Source organism: Acetomicrobium flavidum, assembly GCF_900129645.1.
Taxonomy (GTDB): domain Bacteria; phylum Synergistota; class Synergistia; order Synergistales; family Acetomicrobiaceae; genus Acetomicrobium; species Acetomicrobium flavidum.
The window spans coordinates 310,100-328,076 of the sequence record NZ_FSQZ01000001.1 but is presented as its reverse complement, the minus strand read 5'-3'; the positions used below and the strand labels follow the sequence as shown (position 1 = coordinate 328,076).

Genomic DNA, 17,977 nt, shown 5'->3' with positions numbered 1-17,977 from the left:
TAAATGACATATAAAGAAAAGGTTTATAGTGCCGTAGAATTTTTGAGGACAAAGATTTCGGAAGTACCAGAGGTAGCTATAGTCTTAGGATCGGGGTTGGGCAGTTTTGCAGATGAGATCCAAGAGGCCGTTGAGATACCTTACGAAGATATTCCCTTTTGGCCAAGGTCGACCGTCCCGGGACATGCAGGACGACTGGTTATTGGGCATGTGGGAAATAATTACGTGATCGCATTAAATGGCAGGGTTCACTACTACGAAGGTTATTCGATGGATGAGGTGACATTTCCTGTTCGCGTTTGCGGTTTGCTCGGCGTAAAGACGCTTGTATTGACCAACGCCTCGGGTGGCATAAATTATGGACTTAAGCCGGGAGACCTGGTTTTAATATACGACCACATAAATTTCATGGGGGTAAATCCCCTGAGGAGCGAAGATAGAGATTTCTTCGAGCCTCGATTTCCCGATATGACGTTTGTTTACGATTCAAAATTGATGGATCTATGCGAGCATATAGCACAAGAAAATGGCATTATATTGAAACGAGGCCTTTACATAGCCTTTAGCGGGCCATCCTTTGAGACTCCGGCTGAAATTCGGATGTCAAGGCTTCTTGGTGCAGACGTGGTTGGAATGTCGACCGTCCCTGAAGCCATTGTAGCGAGGCAAATGGGTATGCGCGTTTGCGCTATTTCGTGCGTGGCGAACTACGCAGCGGGCATGGAGGGCAAGGTTTTGACTCACGAGGAAGTTTTGGAGGAGATGGGCAGGGCTTCGGGTAAGCTTGTGACGATACTGCGGGGATTATGCAATTTTCGTTTAGCGTAACTGCAGCGACATCCATTCGTCGTGCTCGATATCGAGCCAAAGGAGACGATCTTTCAATATGTGCTCCTTCTTCAGGAGAATTTTAATTGCCTCATTGGACTGCAAGGCGGCGACCAGCGCTGGAGTCTGCGGCGGGTTTCCCAACACGACTTCGATACCCTTGTCGGGGACATCTTCCCCGAAGATCTCCAGCGGATGTGGATCTTTGGGCATTATTACTTTAACTTGTCCTACAAATCCCCCTATGGCTCCATGAACGACAGGAATGGCCGAAGCTCGACAAACCTCAAAGAGGAGCTGTCTTGAGCGGTTGTTGTCTAGGGCGTCGATTGCCACGTCGATTCCATCGATCAAGCCTTTGGCCGTATCTTGGTCAAACATGCAAACGCACGCTTCAACGTCAACGCTGGCGTTGATCTCTCTGACCCTTTCTGCAGCCACCAAAGCCTTTTGTCGATATAGCGTAGCTTCAGTAGCCAAAAGCTGCCTGTTTAGGTTATGGGCCTCAAAGCGGTCAAAGTCAACCAAGCGGAGATGACCAACTCCTGCTCGTGCCAGTATCTCGATGTTCCATCCGCCCAGGCCACCGCAGCCGACCACTAGTATGCTGCTTTTCAATAACCGAAGTTGCCCTGAAATGTCGAAGGTTCCGATGTTTCTCTCGTACCTTTCAGGGACAAGGCCCTCCTCGAGCAGCATGATTTCTAAGGTCTTCTCAGGTATGCCTTGTTTCGAAGCTGCCTTTATGGATTTAAATGGCACGACGACAAGGTCATTTTTAATGTTGCTTTCCGATTTCAGTCTATTTAATATATCTCTGTCCAATACCTTCAAACCTCCTAGGACATGAGAAAGGAGCAATATCAGTTGGATGAAATATTAACGAAGTATACCCCTTTAGTCCTCAAGATGGCTTCGTTGCTATCGAACGGGGATCCTCATCTCAAGGAGGATTTAACGCAAGAGGGCTACATAGCATTATATCATGCTATACGATATTATCGTAAAGACAGGGGAAGTTTCCCGGCCTTTGCGAAGAAGTGCGTTCGCAATGCGATGATATCCTATCTTAGAAAGAACAAGGCAAGGACAAAAGACCTCATATCGCTGGAAGCCCTTCCGGATCAACAGGACGAAACGAGCCTGGACGAAACGCTAAGGCAAAAGGATTTTTTAGGGAGTCTTTACGCTTTACTGACGCCAATGGAATCTAAAGCTCTTAAAGCTTTTCTTAGTTCGGGAAGCGTAGTAGAGGCAGCGAAAACACTGTCATGGCCGTATAAAAGGGTGGAAAACGCCGTGGCAAGGGCGAGAAAAAAGGCTGACATCCTGAGACAACTGGACAAGGGAGGGGAATAACTATAAGATTTAGTAGTCCGAAGGAGGCGATTGGTCGCTGGTGCGGCCCCCAGACTTCAAATCTGGTGTGGGTCAGTAAGGGCTGGCCCGGGTGGGTTCGATTCCCATTCGCCTCCGCCAAGGAGGATATCAAGTGCCGCAGACGATAAGGGTCGCAATAGCAAATAAGCACAGGTTATACAGGGAGTGCATCAAACACATATTGGAAATGGAAATGGATATATCCGTCGTAGGCGAGATGAGCCATGCCGACGAAATTAATAACATTGTCGACATGGCTCATCCTGATGTACTGGTTTATGATGAAAATCTAACCCGGGACGATACGGTGGAAGTCATTCGCGAGCTGTCCCAAAAATTCAACTCCCTACGATATGTCCTCGTCACTGCACAGACCAGCCTTCCTCCTCTGAACAGCTTAAAGAAGCTCGGCATATACGGATGCGTGTTGAAGTCATCGAAGTTAAAGGACCTTCTTTTAGCGATCAGGTATGCAGCTAAAGCCGAAACATATATGGATCCGCGACTAGAGGTGCGTGAAGACCATATCATTTCCCTGGAAGACGACGCTAACCAACTAAACCACTTGACCCCCAGGGAAAAGGAGGTCTTGTATTGGTTATCCCAGGGCTTCTCCAATCAAAACATAGCCAAGGTAATGTATCTGTCCGAAAAGACAGTTAAAAACCACGTCAGCCGCATCTTAAAAAAACTTGACCTCTCCGACAGAACGCAGGCGGCAGTTTTTGCTTGGAAGACAGGCCTTGCACAAAATACTCCCGAGCAACTCTTAGACGTTCTGGAAAGGAAGAAATAGACCTAGTCTTCTTTTTTCTTCCAACGAGTGCCTAGGGGAGTATCTTCCAATATGATGCCCTTTGAGGCTAGCTCATTTCGTATGGCATCTGCCCTGGCAAAATCGCGCTTCCTTCTTGCTTCGTTCCTTTCTTTTATGAGCTTTTCAATCTCGTCGGGCGATAGCTCCTCGGCCGTGGCAAATATCGTATCTATGCCAATGACGCCCATGATCTCTTCTACGGCATCGAAGAACTTTTTAGCGTTAATCAGAGCGTTCTTGTCCAGAGATGCGCTGTCCTTCAAATAGTTATTCAAGTCTCTCACGATCTCAAAGACGCTGCCCAACGCACCCGCCGTGTTGAAGTCGTCGTCCAGGGCCTCGCAGAACTTGATGTATCCCTTACGAATTACATCATCTAGCCAGGTGTCAGGGGTATCTTTCTCCTCGCTTCTTTCCATATAAAATATCAAATCAGAATAGCAGTTTCGAAGACGCTGCATGCTCCTGACGGCTTGCGTGAGAGATTCCTCAGAGAAATCAAGGGGGCTTCTATAATGAGCTCCCAATATGAAAAGCCTGACGGCCAACGGTTGGTATTTTCCAATCAACTCCCTTACGGTAAGTATATTGCCGAGCGACTTCGACATCTTCTCCTTATTGATCAGCAGGTAGCCGTTATGAATCCAGTATCTCACGAACTGTTTGCCCGTAGCAGCCTCCGATTGAGCTATTTCGTTTTCGTGGTGAGGGAATATGAGATCGCTTCCGCCTCCATGTATGTCTATTGTTTCTCCCAGATATTTCATTGCCATGGCACTGCACTCTATATGCCATCCCGGCCTTCCCGGGCCCCAGGGGCTATCCCACCACGGCTCACCAGGCTTTCTTGCCTTCCACAGCACAAAATCGAGGGGGTGTTTTTTCCTGGCATCCACCTCTATGCGCGCGCCAGCTTGAAGTTCTTCTAAGCCTTGGCCTGAAAGTTTACCGTAACCAGGAAAGCTTTTGACGTCGAAGTAGACGTTGCCCTCGACCACGTATGCATGGCCCCTTTCCATTATCCGCGATATGAGAGCAATTATTTCATCGATGTGTTCCGTAGCCAGGGGATGTACCGTGGCATGTCTAACGCCCAAAGGGGTGACATCCTCGAAGTATGCTTTTATAAATCGTTCAGCCAGCTCTTTAACCGTAATGCCGAGCTCATTGGCCTTATTGATCATCTTGTCGTCTATGTCGGTAAAGTTTTGGACGTAGACGACCTCGAAACCTTTATGTTCCATGTATCTCCTCAAGGTGTCGAATACTACGAAGGGCCTGGCATTTCCGATGTGAATGTAATCATATACGGTTGGTCCGCATACGTAAAAACCTACCTTTCCCTGGTGTAGGGGAATAAATTCATCCTTACGACGCATTAAATCATTATACAACATTAAGCCCATCTTGTCCTCTCCTTTCTTGCATGTCAAAATTACGACAATAATCCTAAACAATCCTATAATAAGAATGGGAAATTAGGAAGCGCGGGAGGAAAGCAAGATACGAAAAATGCAGGACAAAACTGAAGATCGTAACGAATCAAATAATTTGAAGGAAAAGCTTAAAAGCCTTCCGAATAGACCGGGAGTGTACATCTTCCATGGCGAGGACAACGAGGTTCTATATGTGGGCAAGGCAAAGTCGCTTAAGAAGAGAGTCTCATCTTACTTCCGTCACCAGGGGTTTGCCTCTCCGCGGCTTCGAAAGCTCGTCCAATTGGCCAAGGACATCTCATTTATAAGGACAGAAACCGAAGCAGAAGCCCTCATAGTGGAGGCGCGCCTGATCAAACATTATCAACCGTTTTTTAACATCGAACTAAAGATGGGCGAACGATACCCTTACATAAAGATTACAAACGAAGTTTTTCCCAGAGTGATCATAACAAGGCACAGAGGAGAAGACGATGCCATATACATGGGTCCTTACATCAGGGTTAAAGAGCTTAGGCAGGTTTTGAGGCTGATGGAGCGCTATTTCCCTCTGAGGAACTGCAGCCTAAACCTTAAGGAAACCCCTGTGCAAAATCGCCCTTGTCTGCGTTATAACCTTGGGAAGTGTTTGGGGCCATGCGCTGGTCTCTGCACGCCGAAAGAATACCGCGAACGCGTTGACGACGTAATATTGCTCCTAAGAGGTCAGACGAGCGCCTTGGTCGAAGGCCTTAGAAAAAGGATGGACGAGGCAGCAATGGCTTTGGCCTTCGAAAAGGCGGCATTTTATAGGGATGCCATAAGGGCTATATGGCGCTTGAGCAGACAGCAGATCTCCATTACGCTCAGGGATCCTATCGACAATGAAATTTGGAGCGCAATGGAGAGGCTGCAAGATGTTTTGGGCATATCATTGCCCCTTTGGCGCATAGAGGGCTGTGATATATCGCACTTAAGCGGAAGGGAGTCCTACGGCGTATTTGTGGTATTCGAGCAGGGTGTGCCAAATCCCTCGCTATATAGGAAGTACAGCATTAAAAGCGTGGAGGGCATAGATGACTTTCGTTCAATCGAGGAAATCGTCAAAAGGCGCTATTCCTCGCTGATCGAAAAAGGTCAGCCGCTTCCGCAGCTGCTTCTCATCGATGGGGGTGCACAACAGCTATCCTTTGCGATTAGAGCTCTAAAGGAGCTTAATATAGTTAATATGGCCATTGTAGCCCTTGCAAAAGAACAGGAGGAGATATATGTCCCAAACGCCAAAGAACCGATAAGGCTTTCGCTTGATGATCCTGGGCTTAACCTGCTTAGAAGGGTAAGGGATGAGGCTCACAGATTTGCGCTTTCTTCCCACAGCAACAAGTTTAATAAACGTTACAAACGCTCCGCGCTGGAAGATATACCTGGGGTGGGCAAAAGAAGGGCGGCGGCTCTCCTGGCGCAGTTTGGAAGCGTAACGCATATTGCCACCAGAACTCCCGAAGAATTAGAAGAGGTCGATAACATTGGGCCTAAATTGGCAAGACATATCCTTAAATACTTAAAAGGTGAAATTACAGATGAAGATGTCGGAAAGAAGATCTCATGAATATTATATGCGCATGGCGTTGAGTTTGGCACAAAGAGGAACGGGCACGACGACCCCTAACCCGAGGGTCGGATGCGTCGTGGTCAAGGACGGCACCATCGTTGGCATGGGCTTTCATCGCTACCCAGGTGGGCCGCATGCCGAGGTCGAGGCTTTATCTGAGGCAGGTGAAATGGCAGAAGGAGCGACTCTCTACGTAAATTTGGAGCCTTGCACTCATTACGGTCGAACGCCTCCGTGCTGTCCACTGATCGTCCAAAGCGGGATAAAAAGGGCCTTCATAGCCACTAAGGACCCCTTCCCAAAGGTTCAAGGCAAGGGGATAGAATATCTAAGCTCTCGTGGATTAGATGTTACAGTCGGCATTCTCGAGAAGGAGGCCAGATGGCTCAATCGCGGGTTTTTTAAGGCTTACGAGGAAGGAAGACCGTGGATCACTTTAAAAGCTGCCTCGAGCTTAGATGGCAACGTCGCCTTGGAAGATGGAAGCAGTCGGTGGGTAACGGGACAAAGTTCGCTCAAACGAGCCCACTTGCTTAGAGCTGAAACGGATGCAATACTTGTAGGAATCGGCACCGTCTTAAGGGACGATCCTCAGCTTACTGTAAGGATGACCGATGGCAGAAATCCGCTTAAAATAGTGCTAGATACTAATTTAAGGATTCCCTTCGACGCCAAGCTGTTCAACGAAGGCATGACGTTGATAGTGACATCTAAGGATTCGCCATCGCAAAAGGTAGAAGAATTGATATCAAGGGGAGTAAGCGTGCTTCAGGTTCCGACCGATTCCGGCAAACTGGATATCAAGGAGTTGGTCTTTAAGCTGCCATCCATGGAGGTACATTATCTCCTGGTCGAGGGCGGACCCAAGATATTGTCGTCCTTCTTCAGGGCAGGTTTATGCGACGACATGGCGTTATTTTATGCGCCCAAGGTAATGGGCAAGGGGATCGGTATGTTCTCGGAATTGTCCTTTGCCGACATGTCAAATGTACCGCAAGTCAAGATAAAAAACGTCAGGAGATTGGGAGGAGATCTCTCTTTGGAGGTCGATGCGTGATGTTCACGGGATTGGTTGAGACCGTAGGGGTTGTGCGCTCGATCGACAGGCATGGAGAGGTGACCAACATCGAGATTGAAGCGCCCGACATTGCCCCAAAGCTTTCTTTAAACGAATCGATTTCCGTATCCGGGGCTTGCCTTAGCGTAGTCAAGGCAGGGATGACAAGTTTTACGGCGGAAATGATGGAAGAAACTGCTACAGTTACTAAACTTGGTATGTTAAAGCCCTTTGACAGGGTCAATCTGGAACGCGCCCTTAAAGCAGGAGACCGCCTTGGAGGGCATATTGTCCTTGGACATGTGGAAGGGATTGGCACGGTCAGTGAAATTTCAAGAAAGACACAGACGTGCGTTATAAGGATACAGGCTGACGTATCGATATTGCGCTACGTAGTGCCCAAGGGTTCCATAGCAATAGACGGTGTTAGCCTTACGGTGATAAGCGTCACGGATACTGATTTTACCGTTGGAGTAATACCAAGCACCTTAAGGCTCACGACCTTGGGTAACCTAAAAGTCAAAGACCCCGTAAACCTGGAGACGGATATAATAGGCAAGTATATTGAACGTTTTTTAAAGGCTTCCTCTCGTGGTAAGGCAGATGAACAAGAGGAGCTGACATGGGAAAAGCTGGCCGAATACGGATGGCAGTAAATATCGGAAGGAGAGTGATGTATTATGGCTTTAGATGATGTATTTGCGTCGCCGGAAGAAGCCATAAACATGATCAAAGAGGGAAGGATGATCATCGTCGTCGACGACGAAGACAGAGAAAACGAGGGAGATCTCTTGATGGCGGCCTCCAAGGTGACGCGCGAATCCATAAATTTTATGACCAAATACGGTCGTGGATTGGTGTGCGTTCCCCTTACTGAGGAAAAGGCAAAACAGCTTGAGTTAGAGCCCATGGTACTTCATAGTACCGATCCCCATGGCACTGCCTTTACAATTTCCGTAGATGCTAAAGAGGGCACCACCACGGGCATTTCCGCCGAAGATAGGGCCATAACGGCCCGCCTGCTTGCAAGTCCAGAGGCGAAGCCGTCAGACTTCAGACGTCCTGGGCATATGTTTCCCTTGATCGCAAGGAAGGGCGGAGTACTTAAAAGGGCCGGTCATACGGAGGCAGCAGTGGACTTGGCAAGGCTTGCTGGATTAGAGCCCGTCGGTGTCATATGCGAGATAATGAACGACGACGGTACGATGGCCAGATTGCCTCAGCTGATCGAATTTGCAAAGAAGTTCGACTTGAAGATAATGACCATAAAGGACCTCATACGCTACAGACATATGAGAGATAAGCTTGTCGAAAAAGTCTCAACGGTCAAACTTCCAACGGAGTACGGGAACTTCATCGCCCATGCCTATCGCTGGATACTGGACGACGATCCCGATCGCCTGCATATAGCCTTAGTAAAAGGGGAGATCGGGGAAGAGGATGACGTGCTGGTAAGGGTGCATTCCGAATGCCTTACCGGAGATGTATTCGGATCTTTGAGATGCGACTGCGGTGCGCAACTTCACAAGGCCATGGAGATGGTAGAGCGCGAGGGCAAGGGCATTGTCCTGTACATGCGCCAAGAAGGAAGGGGCATAGGACTCTATAAGAAGCTTAAAGCGTATGAGCTTCAAGAAAAGGGAATGGATACGGTGGAAGCTAATATCAAGCTGGGAGTAAGCCCTGACTTAAGGGATTACGGAGTGGGGGCTCAAATACTTTTCGACCTCGGGGTAAGAAAGCTTCGCCTTATGACCAATAACCCCAAAAAAGTCATTGGCCTTGCAGGGTATGGCTTAAAGATCGTGGAAAGAGTTCCCATAGAAGTCGAGCCTAACCCCTATAATTCAGATTACCTTAGGACAAAAAAGGAAAAGATGGGGCATCTGCTTCATCAAAATGGCGACATATAACTCTGTTAAAATTTACTCACTGAAGGAGGAGGGTATCGATGCGCGTCTTTCAAGGCAACCTAATGGGAGAGGGGCAGAAAATCGCCCTGGTTGCTTCTCGGTTTAATGAACTGATAACAAATAAGCTAATAGAAGGTGCTAAGGATATATTGTTCAGGCATGGCGTCAAACCTCAAGATGTAGATCTATATTGGGTACCGGGCGCCTGGGAACTCCCGTTGGTAGCACAGGAGTTGGCCTTATCCGGAAAATATGACGCAGTAGTTCCGTTGGGAGCGGTCATCCGGGGAGATACACCGCACTTCGACTACGTTGCCTCAGAGGTCTCCAAGGGGTTGGCAAAGATAGCTTTAGATCATCGCGTTCCGGTGGTCTTTGGTGTTTTAACCTGCGACAATCTGGAACAGGCGCTGCTGCGCGCCGGAAGTAAGGCCGGCAACAAGGGCGGCGAGGCGGCGATGGCTGCCCTGGAGATGGTCAACCTGCTCGATCAAATACGAAACCAGAAAGGTGGTACCCAAATTGCTTGATATTAAGTGGATCAGAGAAAACCCGGATGAAGTAAGAAAGATGCTCGAGAATAGGGGATATGACTATCCATTAGACGAACTGTTGAGGCTTGATGGCCTGAGAAGGCAAAAGCTTATAGAGGTGGAAAACCTTAAGGCTAAGAGGAACGAGGGTTCCAAAGAGGTGGCCAGGCTAAAATCAAAGGGAGAAGACCCCTCGCAGTTAATGGAAGAGATTCGGAGCATAAATGAGACCATCAAGGCTTTAGATCAAGAGGTACAGGAAATTGAGGGGAAGCTGAGGGATTTGCTTCTTCAGATCCCAAACAGGCCACATGAGAGCGTTCCCGTAGGTAAATCCGAAGAGGATAACGTGGTAATACGTCACGTTGGGAATCTGCCCGAGTTTGATTTCGAACCCAAGCCCCATTGGGAATTGGGGGAAAGTCTGGGGATAATGGACTTCGAGGCGGGTATAAAGTTAGCGGGCAGCAGGTTTACCGTCCTTAGAGGTTACGGCTCTCGAATGGCCAGGGCCCTCATAAATTTCATGTTAGATCTGCATACCCGAGAACACGGATATCTGGAGTTCGAGCCGCCCTTCCTCGTGAACTCCAAGACCATGGAGGGCACTGGACAGCTGCCCAAGTTTGCAAACGACCTATACCATTGCGATAGCGATGACCTTTGGTTGATACCGACTGCAGAAGTGCCTCTGACCAACATGCACGCGGAGGAAATCTTGGAAGAGGATGTGTTGCCCCTTTACTATACCGCCTACACTCCATGCTTTAGAAGAGAGGCCGGAAGTCACGGAAGGGATGTAAGGGGGATGTTGAGGCAACATCAATTTGACAAGGTGGAGCTGGTGAAGATCTGCACCCCCGAAAGCAGCTACGACGAGCTGGAAAAGCTCACGCGAAACGCGGAAGAAGTCCTGAAGAGGCTTGGCCTTCCCTATAGAGTGGTGTGCTTATGCACAGGGGATATGGGATTCGCGGCGAGCAAAACTTACGACATAGAAGTCTGGCTTCCGTCGCAGAACACCTATAGAGAGATCAGCTCCTGCAGCAACTGCGAAGACTTTCAGGCACGACGCATGAACACCAGGTATAAACCCCGCGGCACCAAGGGAACACGTTTCGTACATACGTTAAACGGTTCCGGAATAGCCGTGGGCAGATGCCTCATAGCCATAATGGAAAATTATCAACAAAAGGATGGATCGATAAGGATACCGGACGTGCTGGTTCCCTACATGAACGGACTTACGGAAATAAGAAGCTTTCGTTAAAAGTTGTTTCCAAGAGACCGAGGATATGTCCATTTAAAGCCGCTGTCAAAAGGCTGGGGCTTATCCTTGGTCCGTATGAAAATTGCCTTGTCGTCGTTGCTGACAGAGTCCAGCCTAACCGGAAAAATGAAATCGCTGAAATCTATGAGCGGTTGGACTTTTTCCACCAGCTCTTGTGTCGCCTGCTCCGGAAGGCGGAAGCCGTCGGCATAAAGCTTGTAATTCTTAAGGTAGATTTTATTTTCATCGACGACCTCAAGTTCGCCTGTGAGCTTGGCCAAGACGTTGAGCTTGAACAGCAGCATTGGCAGCTCGTATACAGCTGTTGCTACAATTTTGCCGTTCCTTAAGTCGAACTCAAAGTTGCTCCATCTCTTATCCTTTAACTCGTAATTTTTCAATGCTCCATTTATGTCATCTTCAAGCAGCCTGGCTTCAAACGAGACTGCCGACACGTCACGTGGGCGCAGTTTTTTGTCCCAATCTGTGGGAGGGTTGAATTGCACGTCTCTTGCTTCGATGGCAATGCTGTCGATGCGCAATCCCTCTACAACCGCACCCTGTAGCTTGATATACAGATGAGACACGTATCCTTTATCTGTCGGGGGTGCGTCTACTATTATCAATGCCTTTTCCGGGGACAGCTCTTTTATAAAGCAACTGCCAAGTACCTCCAAGGGGACGCTATTGGCTTTGGCAGGCAGAGATATAAATGCTATCATTAAAAAAATTAGGCAAAGCTTTTTAATAAATTTCATTCTATACATCAACCCTTTCATGATAAAATTATAACCAGAATTTCAAGAGGGGAGAGATCCCAACAATGGGTAAAGTTTATCTTTTGATCACGCTCACGGCCTTAGGTTGTCTAGTATTCGAGAAGTTGACGAAAAGACGACTCTCCATGGACCAATGGGATTATACAAGAGACCTGCTGATGTTGGCCAGCATGTCTTTGCTCTCCATAAGCGTCGGAAGTCGCTCTTCCTCTGTAATAATAGGGTTTGGGGTAATCTTTGCTGTTGCGGCCATGGGCGAAAGGTTGTACACGTCGATGCTTTGGCCTATATTGAAGATCTCTTTGGCCGTGGCCTTTGCCTTTAAAGGACCTCAAATACATTTTATTACCCTGGGTGAGGATAACCTTTATTACCTATCTCCGAATGCAGCTGTCGTGGCGACGGCCATGTGGTTGTTGTTGTGTCAAGCTTTCATGAGAGAGGTAGATGAAATTTCGGGATTGTCGGGCCATTTGATGGCTATTACATGGGTTTTGTTGTGGGGCGTGAGCTTCTTTTTGGGCCAGGACTTAAAGGACGCCATGTGGATGTCCTTTGCCGGAATCCTCATATGTCTCATCTTCTGGAGCAGGATAGGTCATACCTACAGAAGGCTTGGAGATCCGCTTGTGTATTTCTGGTCCACACTTATAGCTGGCACGTCCCTCATAGGTGTCAGTAAAGGCATAACCTTTGCAACTATATTGCTGCCATTGTCCTTGTTTGCGCTTCCGATAATGGAGGCTTCCCTTGGGTTCGTTGGCAAGACCTTCACGGATAAAGGACGCTGGAACGTTTCGCTTTATGAAAGGCTGGTCTCGATGGGCATCGATCACCCGCAATCTGTGAGGTTGGTGTCCGCCTTCTGTATGACCCTAGGCGTTTCCGTTTCCCTATTTCAGCTTATAAGCTCTCCCTGGGGTTTTAGAATCTCCCTTCTGGTGTTCGTCTTGGGAACGATGGCCTTTCTGATCTACATATTTAAGAACGTGGTTCGCGAAGACCAACGCAGGCCAGCGTTGTGGGGTATATTTGTGGACAATGTGTCTATGGATTACGTTTTGAATAAAGTAATATTTTGGGCCACTCAGGAGAGTGACCAAAGCTATATGATAGTAACGCCTAATGCATTGGTTGCCGAAAGGTCGAGATATGACGCTAAGTTGCGGGAGGCAGTAAAGTCCGCAGACCTGTCATTGCCCGATGGAGCAGGGCTTATATGGGCCTTCAAGATATTAGGAGTCAAGATACAGGAAAGGATAACGGGCATAGACTTCATGAAAAGCTTGTGTCAAATTGCACAGCATAGGGATATGCCCGTATTCCTTTTGGGTGGAACACCTGAGGTGGTAGAGGAGGCTTCAAATCGCCTCGCAAAGGACTATCCGAATTTGAGGATAGCGGGTTTCCATCATGGATATTTCTCTCAAGATGAAGATGAGAAGATATGCAAGATGATAAACGAAAGCGGAGCCAAAATACTTTTCGTGGGTTTGGGGGTGCCAAAGCAAGAGCTATGGATCAAGTCCAATTTGGGGAGGCTTAAGGGCATCATAGCCATTGGCGTCGGGGGAAGTTTCGATGTCATATCCGGTCGCCTAAAGAGGGCTCCAGAAGCGTGGCAAAAGGTGGGCTTGGAATGGCTTTATCGCACCATGCAAGAACCTTGGCGGTTCAAGCGAATAATCAGATTGCCGATCTTTATGGCGTTAGTCGTCCTTACCAGGTTTGGCCTTTACACCAGGAGGATTGATTGATGGGAATAACGGCCTTGGATATCATGCAGAAGGATCTTACTGCGCTGTCAAAAGAGGATTTTATCGTTGATGCAGTGAAGATGTTTTATATTCATAAGGTTACGGGTGTGCCAGTGATAGAGGGGAATTGGTGTCTGGTTGGTTTTATCTCCGAAAGCGACATTATAAAGGCTGCACTCCCGACATATCTAGAAACAATAACCTCGTCAGCTTTTCTGGACAAAGAAGGAGAGCTTGGACTCTTCGACAAGATACATGGCATAGGATTTAGAAAGGTGGAGGATTTTATGACCAAGGAGGTGATTTACGTGGAACCCTCAGCAAGCCTTATGAGCGTTGCTGATCTCATGATACGGAAGAGGATCAAGAGGCTCCCAGTTGTTCAAAACGGAAAATTAATGGGAATCATAGACAGAAGCGCTTTCTGTGAATTTCTCATGGAAGGGGGAGTCTTGGATGGGTGAAGGGGAAAGGCAAACAGGCCAAGATCTCATAGAGGAGATAGAATCGTTCAGAAGCGTCCTGGAGCGTGAATATGAACAGAAAATCGCTGAGGTCAACAAAAAAAAGGACGAAATGTTGAAAACTATCCAGGAAATGTACATCAAAAAAATGGGCTCCCTCGTGGAAGAATTGGACGAACAGGAAAGAAAAGCACTTTCTCAAGCTGGAAATCTCGAACAAACTTATAAAGGGAAGGCCGAACGCCTCATCGAAGAGATCGATAAATCCAAGTTAATCGAATCTATATTGCATGATATTTCAAAGGAATTATGGCCAGGCCTCGACGACCAGAACGAAACTTTTTTGAGCAAGGGAAGGAGTATGGATGTAACTTGATCGCCGAGATGGTCAACCTTAGGATGCTGGGGCTAAAAAGCGATATAAAAGAGCTGATAGAACATATCAGGGATTTAGGAATTTTACATATAGTTGAAGAAAACAATGACTATCCCCCTGGAGCAGTGAAGGGGCCCGTCATAGAAAAGATGCGGTTTTTGCGTGCCGGTCTTCTTGGACTGTTAGAGGACCTAAACTGGAAAGATTGGGATAATCTCGACTGGGAGTCGATAGAATATCTTCGCAAAGTTGTACCTATCGATGATATTGCCTCTCTAGAAGATATAGAAAATAGCTTAGTAAAGTTTAAAAAAAGGCTTGAGGAGATCAAAGACGAAATAAAAGCTTTAGAAGAGTCCGCAATTGTCCTTAAACAAGTCCATCATCTGGCGGTTTATTTCCATCCTTTTGTTACGTCAGAAAGAAGTAAGGGAAATGCGGTTTCTTTGTGGCTTATAGAGTCAAACAGGCTTAATGGTTTGTTGCAGATCTTGAAAGAAAAGGTCCGTTCAGTCACCCCTGTGGGCCAACGACCTTTTTTCAATCATAAGACTCTTCCGCAGGGCGAAAATCTTTCTTTAGTTGCCTTGAGCACCAACCCTGATATAGAGCCAACCCTAATAGAGGTCCTGAAAGATTTGGGAGGTATACCTTATAAAACGTTTGGTATAGCCATGGATGGTTTGGCGGTAGAGTCGCCGCATAAGACGCAAATGGAATTGAAATGGCTTCCCAAGAAGTTGGCTGAGGCAAATGAAGCGCTTGAGGAAACAAGAAAAGAGTGGGGACCCCGATTGGCGGCCCTCTACATACTGATGGACGAAAGGCTTGAATCCCTAGCATTAGAGAAAAAACTAATAAAAGGAGGGGAATATTTCACTTTAAATGCTTGGGTTCCTCGCTCCAACCTGGACGAGGTCATCTCGTCTCTAAAGGAACGTTTTAAAGATCGCATCTTGATCACATGGAGGCCTCCACAGCCTGAAGAATGGGATAAGGTCCCCGTCTTGCTTGAAAACCCCAAATGGGCAAGACCGTTTGAGGTCTTTTTGAAGCTTCTTCCCCTGCCGGGATATAAAAGCGTGGATCCGACCGCGCTGATCGCCATATTTTTTCCTATGTTCGCAGGGTGTATGATAGGCGATATAGGGTATGGGATAATATTTTTGCTCTGCGGAATTTGGGCAAAGAGAAGAAATGGCGGAAACAACGGATTGTTATGTGATATCTCGCAGATACTGATAAATGTTTCCATATTGAGTATCTTGTGGGGTTTTTTATACGGCGAATTCTTTGGCGACCTAGGTCACAGGCTGTTGCATCTGCGGCCGGTATGGGTTGAAAGGACGCAAGGGGTTATTCCCGTGATGGCCTTTGCGGTTGCCTTGGGCTTCACGCACGTGACATTGGGGTTGATATTGGGGGCATACGAAGGGTTAAAGAGCAACAACAAACGTCATATATACGAACGAGTTGGGACGATTTTCATGATACTGGGCATCATCGCTTTCGTGGCGGATCGGGCTAAAATCATCCAAATTGATCTTTTGTGGCCGGCGCTCGGATTATTAGTGTTTGGGTTGGCTTTTCTGGTAAGAGGAGGAGGTCTTACGGGATTAGTCGAGACGATAGGGTCCATTGGAAACATATTAAGCTACATCCGCATAGCAGCGATAGGCTTGTCGTCGGCAATACTTGCCATGGTCGCCACAAAGTTTGTAGACGTACTCGGAGTATCCTTTTTTGGGATAGCGCTTGCCCTTTTAATACACCTGCTTAATTTGATAATAGCCATAGTGGGATCTGCATTGCACTCTGCTCGCTTACATTACGTGGAGTTTTTTGGCAAATTCTATGAGGGGAAAGGAAACAACTATAAACCGTTCAGGCGAAGGAGGGAAACCGCTTGGAAAAGGCCTTATTAGGATTGGCTGCAGCCCTGGCAGTTGGCATTCCGGCTTTAGCCACGGCTTACGCTCAGGCAAAAATAGGAAGTGCAGGCGCTGCTACGGTCGCCGAAAAACCGGAAACCGCTGCAATCATGATAATACTTGAGGCAATACCTGAGACTATGGTAATATTAGGTTTTGTCGTTGCTATTATGCTTATCTTATAGAGTGATCATTCATGGTCTCGCAAGATCTTATCAATTTCAAGAACTTTTTAAAAGATGAGTATGAAAAGCGCATAAAGGAATACGAGCAGAAAATTGAGGAAGAGCTGGCCGAAATCGCTGCATCCAAGGCTTTAGAGTTTGAGAAGAAAGCTGAAGAAATTAAAGGACATCGTTTAGAGCAACTCCGGGAACGCTTGGATTTGATCAAAATGAAAGCTGTAAAAGCAGGCAAGGATGCTATTGCAAATGCTGCAAATGAAGTTTTTTGCGAAGCTAGGGAAATGGCTGAAAAAATCACCCTTAACGCCAGAGCAAATTCAGCGAACTATAGCTTTATGCTAGACAAGCTTCTCGAAGAGGCCCTGGAAGTTTTATCCTGCGAATGTGGCACAATTTGGCTTTTGCCAGAGGAGGAGAAGCTTCTGGCCAGTTTGCCAGTGGGTTTCAGGCTTGCCATTGCCGAAAGGGATGACCAGTGGGGAGGACCTGTGGTCACGGACGAAGAGGAGGAAAAAGTTGTCGAAAATACTGTTAGGGGAAGGTTTGAAAGACTCTCGCCGATCATCCTTCAAAGGATCGGAGCCATTATGTCTCCGCTTATGGAAAAGATTGAGAGGTCATGAAGAAAATTACAGTTACCTATGCGCCGCCCTAAGAGCCAGGGCGGCCAGATTTTATACATGGGAAGAGCTTTCCTCGCTTGCTCGCGGCGGTTTTGAGTCCTTGAAATCTGAATTTCTGGAGGGACGATATAGCGAGAGCTATCGCTCGCAATTGTTATCTTCTTTGTCCTCTCCATTGCGCAAGATCGAGCTTGCAATCATGTTTGAGATCACAAGGCGTTTAAGATCGGCTCATTTGAAGGCCCAGGGCGAACCGCATGAACTGATGTCCGTTGTTTTAAGTCAGGCTGATCTGCACAACTTTCGCATTATCCTTCGAAGGTTTGCGAGCAAAGGCTCCCATCAGGAGCAAGAATATCTTTGGCACCTCTACGGTGATCTTCCAAGGAAATTTTTCAAGAATTTATGGGAGTCTGATAGCATTACTATGGCCAGGGAACGCATCTATCTTTTTGGCAATCCACGGGGAGCTATATTGGATAGTGCCTTGGCAGTTTTGCAAACGTCTAAAAACCTTATTTTGGCTGAGCGAGAGTTGATATTAAACTACATCGGATATTACGAAACATCAATCTCAAAGTTTCCCAATAAAAATGGTGCCATAGTCAAGGAATATCTCGGAAGGCTAGTCGACCTATGGAATCTAAACTTATGGCTTAAACAAAGGATAGGGGCAGAAGAAAGCAGATCCTCTGCGGATTACCTTCCGGGGGGAGCATGGATCAATCCTAAGGATTTATCTAACGCCAAGGTCATAACTGACGTTATTCGATGGACTCCGTGGTACAAAGCCGTTAGAACAAAAACATTTAACTCTACAATGGAATTCCAATGGCATATCCAAAGGGAATTTTGGAGGTGGCAGATCTCCTTATTTCGCAAGGACCCCTTAGGCTTTGAGGTGCCTTTCGGATACATTGCAAAGGCCCTGGCAGAATGGAGTAACTTGAACATCATTGCTATAGGTACTGCCTTCAGATTGAACCCGGATAAAATCATAGGAAGGTTGATCCCTACTAAGTGATTGCTGGGAGGCA

Annotated in this window: 19 protein-coding genes and 1 tRNA gene; 17 read left to right on the top strand and 3 right to left on the bottom strand. The window is 47.2% G+C overall.

What is annotated here, in order from left to right; all coding sequences use genetic code 11:
- The first annotated feature begins 3 nt into the window (after positions 1–3).
- On the top strand, positions 4–828 hold the full coding sequence (locus BUQ78_RS01615; RefSeq protein WP_074199075.1) for a purine-nucleoside phosphorylase: 825 nt from the start codon (positions 4–6) through the stop codon (positions 826–828).
- Here BUQ78_RS01615 and BUQ78_RS01610 read toward each other — a convergent pair.
- Positions 820–1,653, bottom strand: coding sequence for a HesA/MoeB/ThiF family protein (locus BUQ78_RS01610; protein ID WP_014806671.1), 834 nt, complete (start codon positions 1,651–1,653; stop codon positions 820–822). The two genes, BUQ78_RS01615 and BUQ78_RS01610, sit on opposite strands and share 9 nt — an antisense overlap.
- Before the next feature lie 42 nt (positions 1,654–1,695).
- On the opposite strand from BUQ78_RS01610, the gene BUQ78_RS01605 reads away from it, so the two are divergent.
- The 3 genes from BUQ78_RS01605 (at position 1,696) to BUQ78_RS01595 (ending at position 3,004) form a co-directional block, all read left to right on the top strand.
- Positions 1,696–2,187: a sigma-70 family RNA polymerase sigma factor gene (locus BUQ78_RS01605; protein ID WP_245529598.1), complete on the top strand. Its 492-nt coding sequence runs from the start codon at positions 1,696–1,698 to the stop codon at positions 2,185–2,187.
- A 22-nt stretch (positions 2,188–2,209) separates the two neighbouring features.
- A tRNA-Sec gene (locus BUQ78_RS01600) sits at positions 2,210–2,307 on the top strand.
- Positions 2,308–2,320: 13 nt separating this feature from the next.
- Positions 2,321–3,004 (top strand): response regulator transcription factor, encoded by a 684-nt coding sequence (locus tag BUQ78_RS01595; protein ID WP_014806673.1) that lies wholly within the window; start codon positions 2,321–2,323, stop codon positions 3,002–3,004.
- A 2-nt stretch (positions 3,005–3,006) separates the two neighbouring features.
- Here the strand turns inward: BUQ78_RS01595 and cysS are convergent, their stop codons facing one another.
- Positions 3,007–4,431 carry a cysteine--tRNA ligase gene (gene cysS, locus BUQ78_RS01590; RefSeq protein WP_074199074.1) on the bottom strand — a complete coding sequence of 475 codons (1,425 nt, stop codon included), beginning with the start codon at positions 4,429–4,431 and terminating at the stop codon, positions 3,007–3,009.
- Positions 4,432–4,537: 106 nt separating this feature from the next.
- Here cysS and BUQ78_RS01585 point away from each other — a divergent pair, with 106 nt between their 5' ends.
- From BUQ78_RS01585 to serS, 6 genes are read left to right on the top strand one after another with little or no spacing between them, the layout of a single operon-like run.
- Positions 4,538–6,049 (top strand): excinuclease ABC subunit UvrC, encoded by a 1,512-nt coding sequence (locus tag BUQ78_RS01585; RefSeq protein ID WP_074199073.1) that lies wholly within the window; start codon positions 4,538–4,540, stop codon positions 6,047–6,049.
- Positions 6,021–7,109 (top strand): bifunctional diaminohydroxyphosphoribosylaminopyrimidine deaminase/5-amino-6-(5-phosphoribosylamino)uracil reductase RibD, encoded by a 1,089-nt coding sequence (gene ribD, locus BUQ78_RS01580; RefSeq protein ID WP_074199072.1) that lies wholly within the window; start codon positions 6,021–6,023, stop codon positions 7,107–7,109. Before BUQ78_RS01585 ends, ribD begins: the two co-directional genes overlap by 29 nt.
- Positions 7,109–7,765 (top strand): riboflavin synthase, encoded by a 657-nt coding sequence (locus BUQ78_RS01575; protein WP_074199071.1) that lies wholly within the window; start codon positions 7,109–7,111, stop codon positions 7,763–7,765. The genes ribD and BUQ78_RS01575 overlap by 1 nt, the downstream gene beginning before the upstream one ends.
- Before the next feature lie 24 nt (positions 7,766–7,789).
- Positions 7,790–9,022: a bifunctional 3,4-dihydroxy-2-butanone-4-phosphate synthase/GTP cyclohydrolase II gene (locus tag BUQ78_RS01570; protein WP_014806678.1), complete on the top strand. Its 1,233-nt coding sequence runs from the start codon at positions 7,790–7,792 to the stop codon at positions 9,020–9,022.
- A 38-nt stretch (positions 9,023–9,060) separates the two neighbouring features.
- On the top strand, positions 9,061–9,552 hold the full coding sequence (gene ribH, locus BUQ78_RS01565) for a 6,7-dimethyl-8-ribityllumazine synthase (protein ID WP_014806679.1): 492 nt from the start codon (positions 9,061–9,063) through the stop codon (positions 9,550–9,552).
- Positions 9,545–10,825 (top strand): serine--tRNA ligase, encoded by a 1,281-nt coding sequence (gene serS / locus BUQ78_RS01560; protein ID WP_074199070.1) that lies wholly within the window; start codon positions 9,545–9,547, stop codon positions 10,823–10,825. The genes ribH and serS overlap by 8 nt, the downstream gene beginning before the upstream one ends.
- Here the strand turns inward: serS and BUQ78_RS01555 are convergent.
- Complete coding sequence (locus BUQ78_RS01555) at positions 10,822–11,583, bottom strand: LmeA family phospholipid-binding protein (RefSeq protein WP_074199069.1); 762 nt, start codon at positions 11,581–11,583, stop codon at positions 10,822–10,824. The two genes, serS and BUQ78_RS01555, sit on opposite strands and share 4 nt — an antisense overlap.
- 65 nt (positions 11,584–11,648) lie before the next feature.
- On the opposite strand from BUQ78_RS01555, the gene BUQ78_RS01550 reads away from it, so the two are divergent.
- From BUQ78_RS01550 to BUQ78_RS01520, 7 genes are read left to right on the top strand one after another with little or no spacing between them, the layout of a single operon-like run.
- Complete coding sequence (locus BUQ78_RS01550; protein WP_074199068.1) at positions 11,649–13,361, top strand: WecB/TagA/CpsF family glycosyltransferase; 1,713 nt, start codon at positions 11,649–11,651, stop codon at positions 13,359–13,361.
- Positions 13,361–13,825, top strand: coding sequence for a CBS domain-containing protein (locus BUQ78_RS01545; RefSeq protein ID WP_014806683.1), 465 nt, complete (start codon positions 13,361–13,363; stop codon positions 13,823–13,825). The genes BUQ78_RS01550 and BUQ78_RS01545 overlap by 1 nt, the downstream gene beginning before the upstream one ends.
- Positions 13,818–14,201 carry a hypothetical protein gene (locus tag BUQ78_RS01540; protein WP_074199067.1) on the top strand — a complete coding sequence of 128 codons (384 nt, stop codon included), beginning with the start codon at positions 13,818–13,820 and terminating at the stop codon, positions 14,199–14,201. The genes BUQ78_RS01545 and BUQ78_RS01540 overlap by 8 nt, the downstream gene beginning before the upstream one ends.
- A complete protein-coding gene (locus BUQ78_RS01535) occupies positions 14,198–16,126 on the top strand; it encodes a V-type ATP synthase subunit I (protein ID WP_084532148.1) in 1,929 nt (642 codons plus the stop codon). Before BUQ78_RS01540 ends, BUQ78_RS01535 begins: the two co-directional genes overlap by 4 nt.
- Positions 16,108–16,317, top strand: coding sequence for an ATPase (locus tag BUQ78_RS01530; RefSeq protein WP_014806686.1), 210 nt, complete (start codon positions 16,108–16,110; stop codon positions 16,315–16,317). Before BUQ78_RS01535 ends, BUQ78_RS01530 begins: the two co-directional genes overlap by 19 nt.
- Positions 16,318–16,328: 11 nt before the next feature.
- On the top strand, positions 16,329–16,940 hold the full coding sequence (locus tag BUQ78_RS01525; RefSeq protein ID WP_074199066.1) for a hypothetical protein: 612 nt from the start codon (positions 16,329–16,331) through the stop codon (positions 16,938–16,940).
- The gene (locus tag BUQ78_RS01520) at positions 16,927–17,964 is read left to right on the top strand and encodes a V-type ATPase subunit (RefSeq protein ID WP_074199065.1); all 1,038 of its coding nucleotides are present in this window, start codon (positions 16,927–16,929) and stop codon (positions 17,962–17,964) included. The genes BUQ78_RS01525 and BUQ78_RS01520 overlap by 14 nt, the downstream gene beginning before the upstream one ends.
- Positions 17,965–17,977 lie beyond the last annotated feature (13 nt).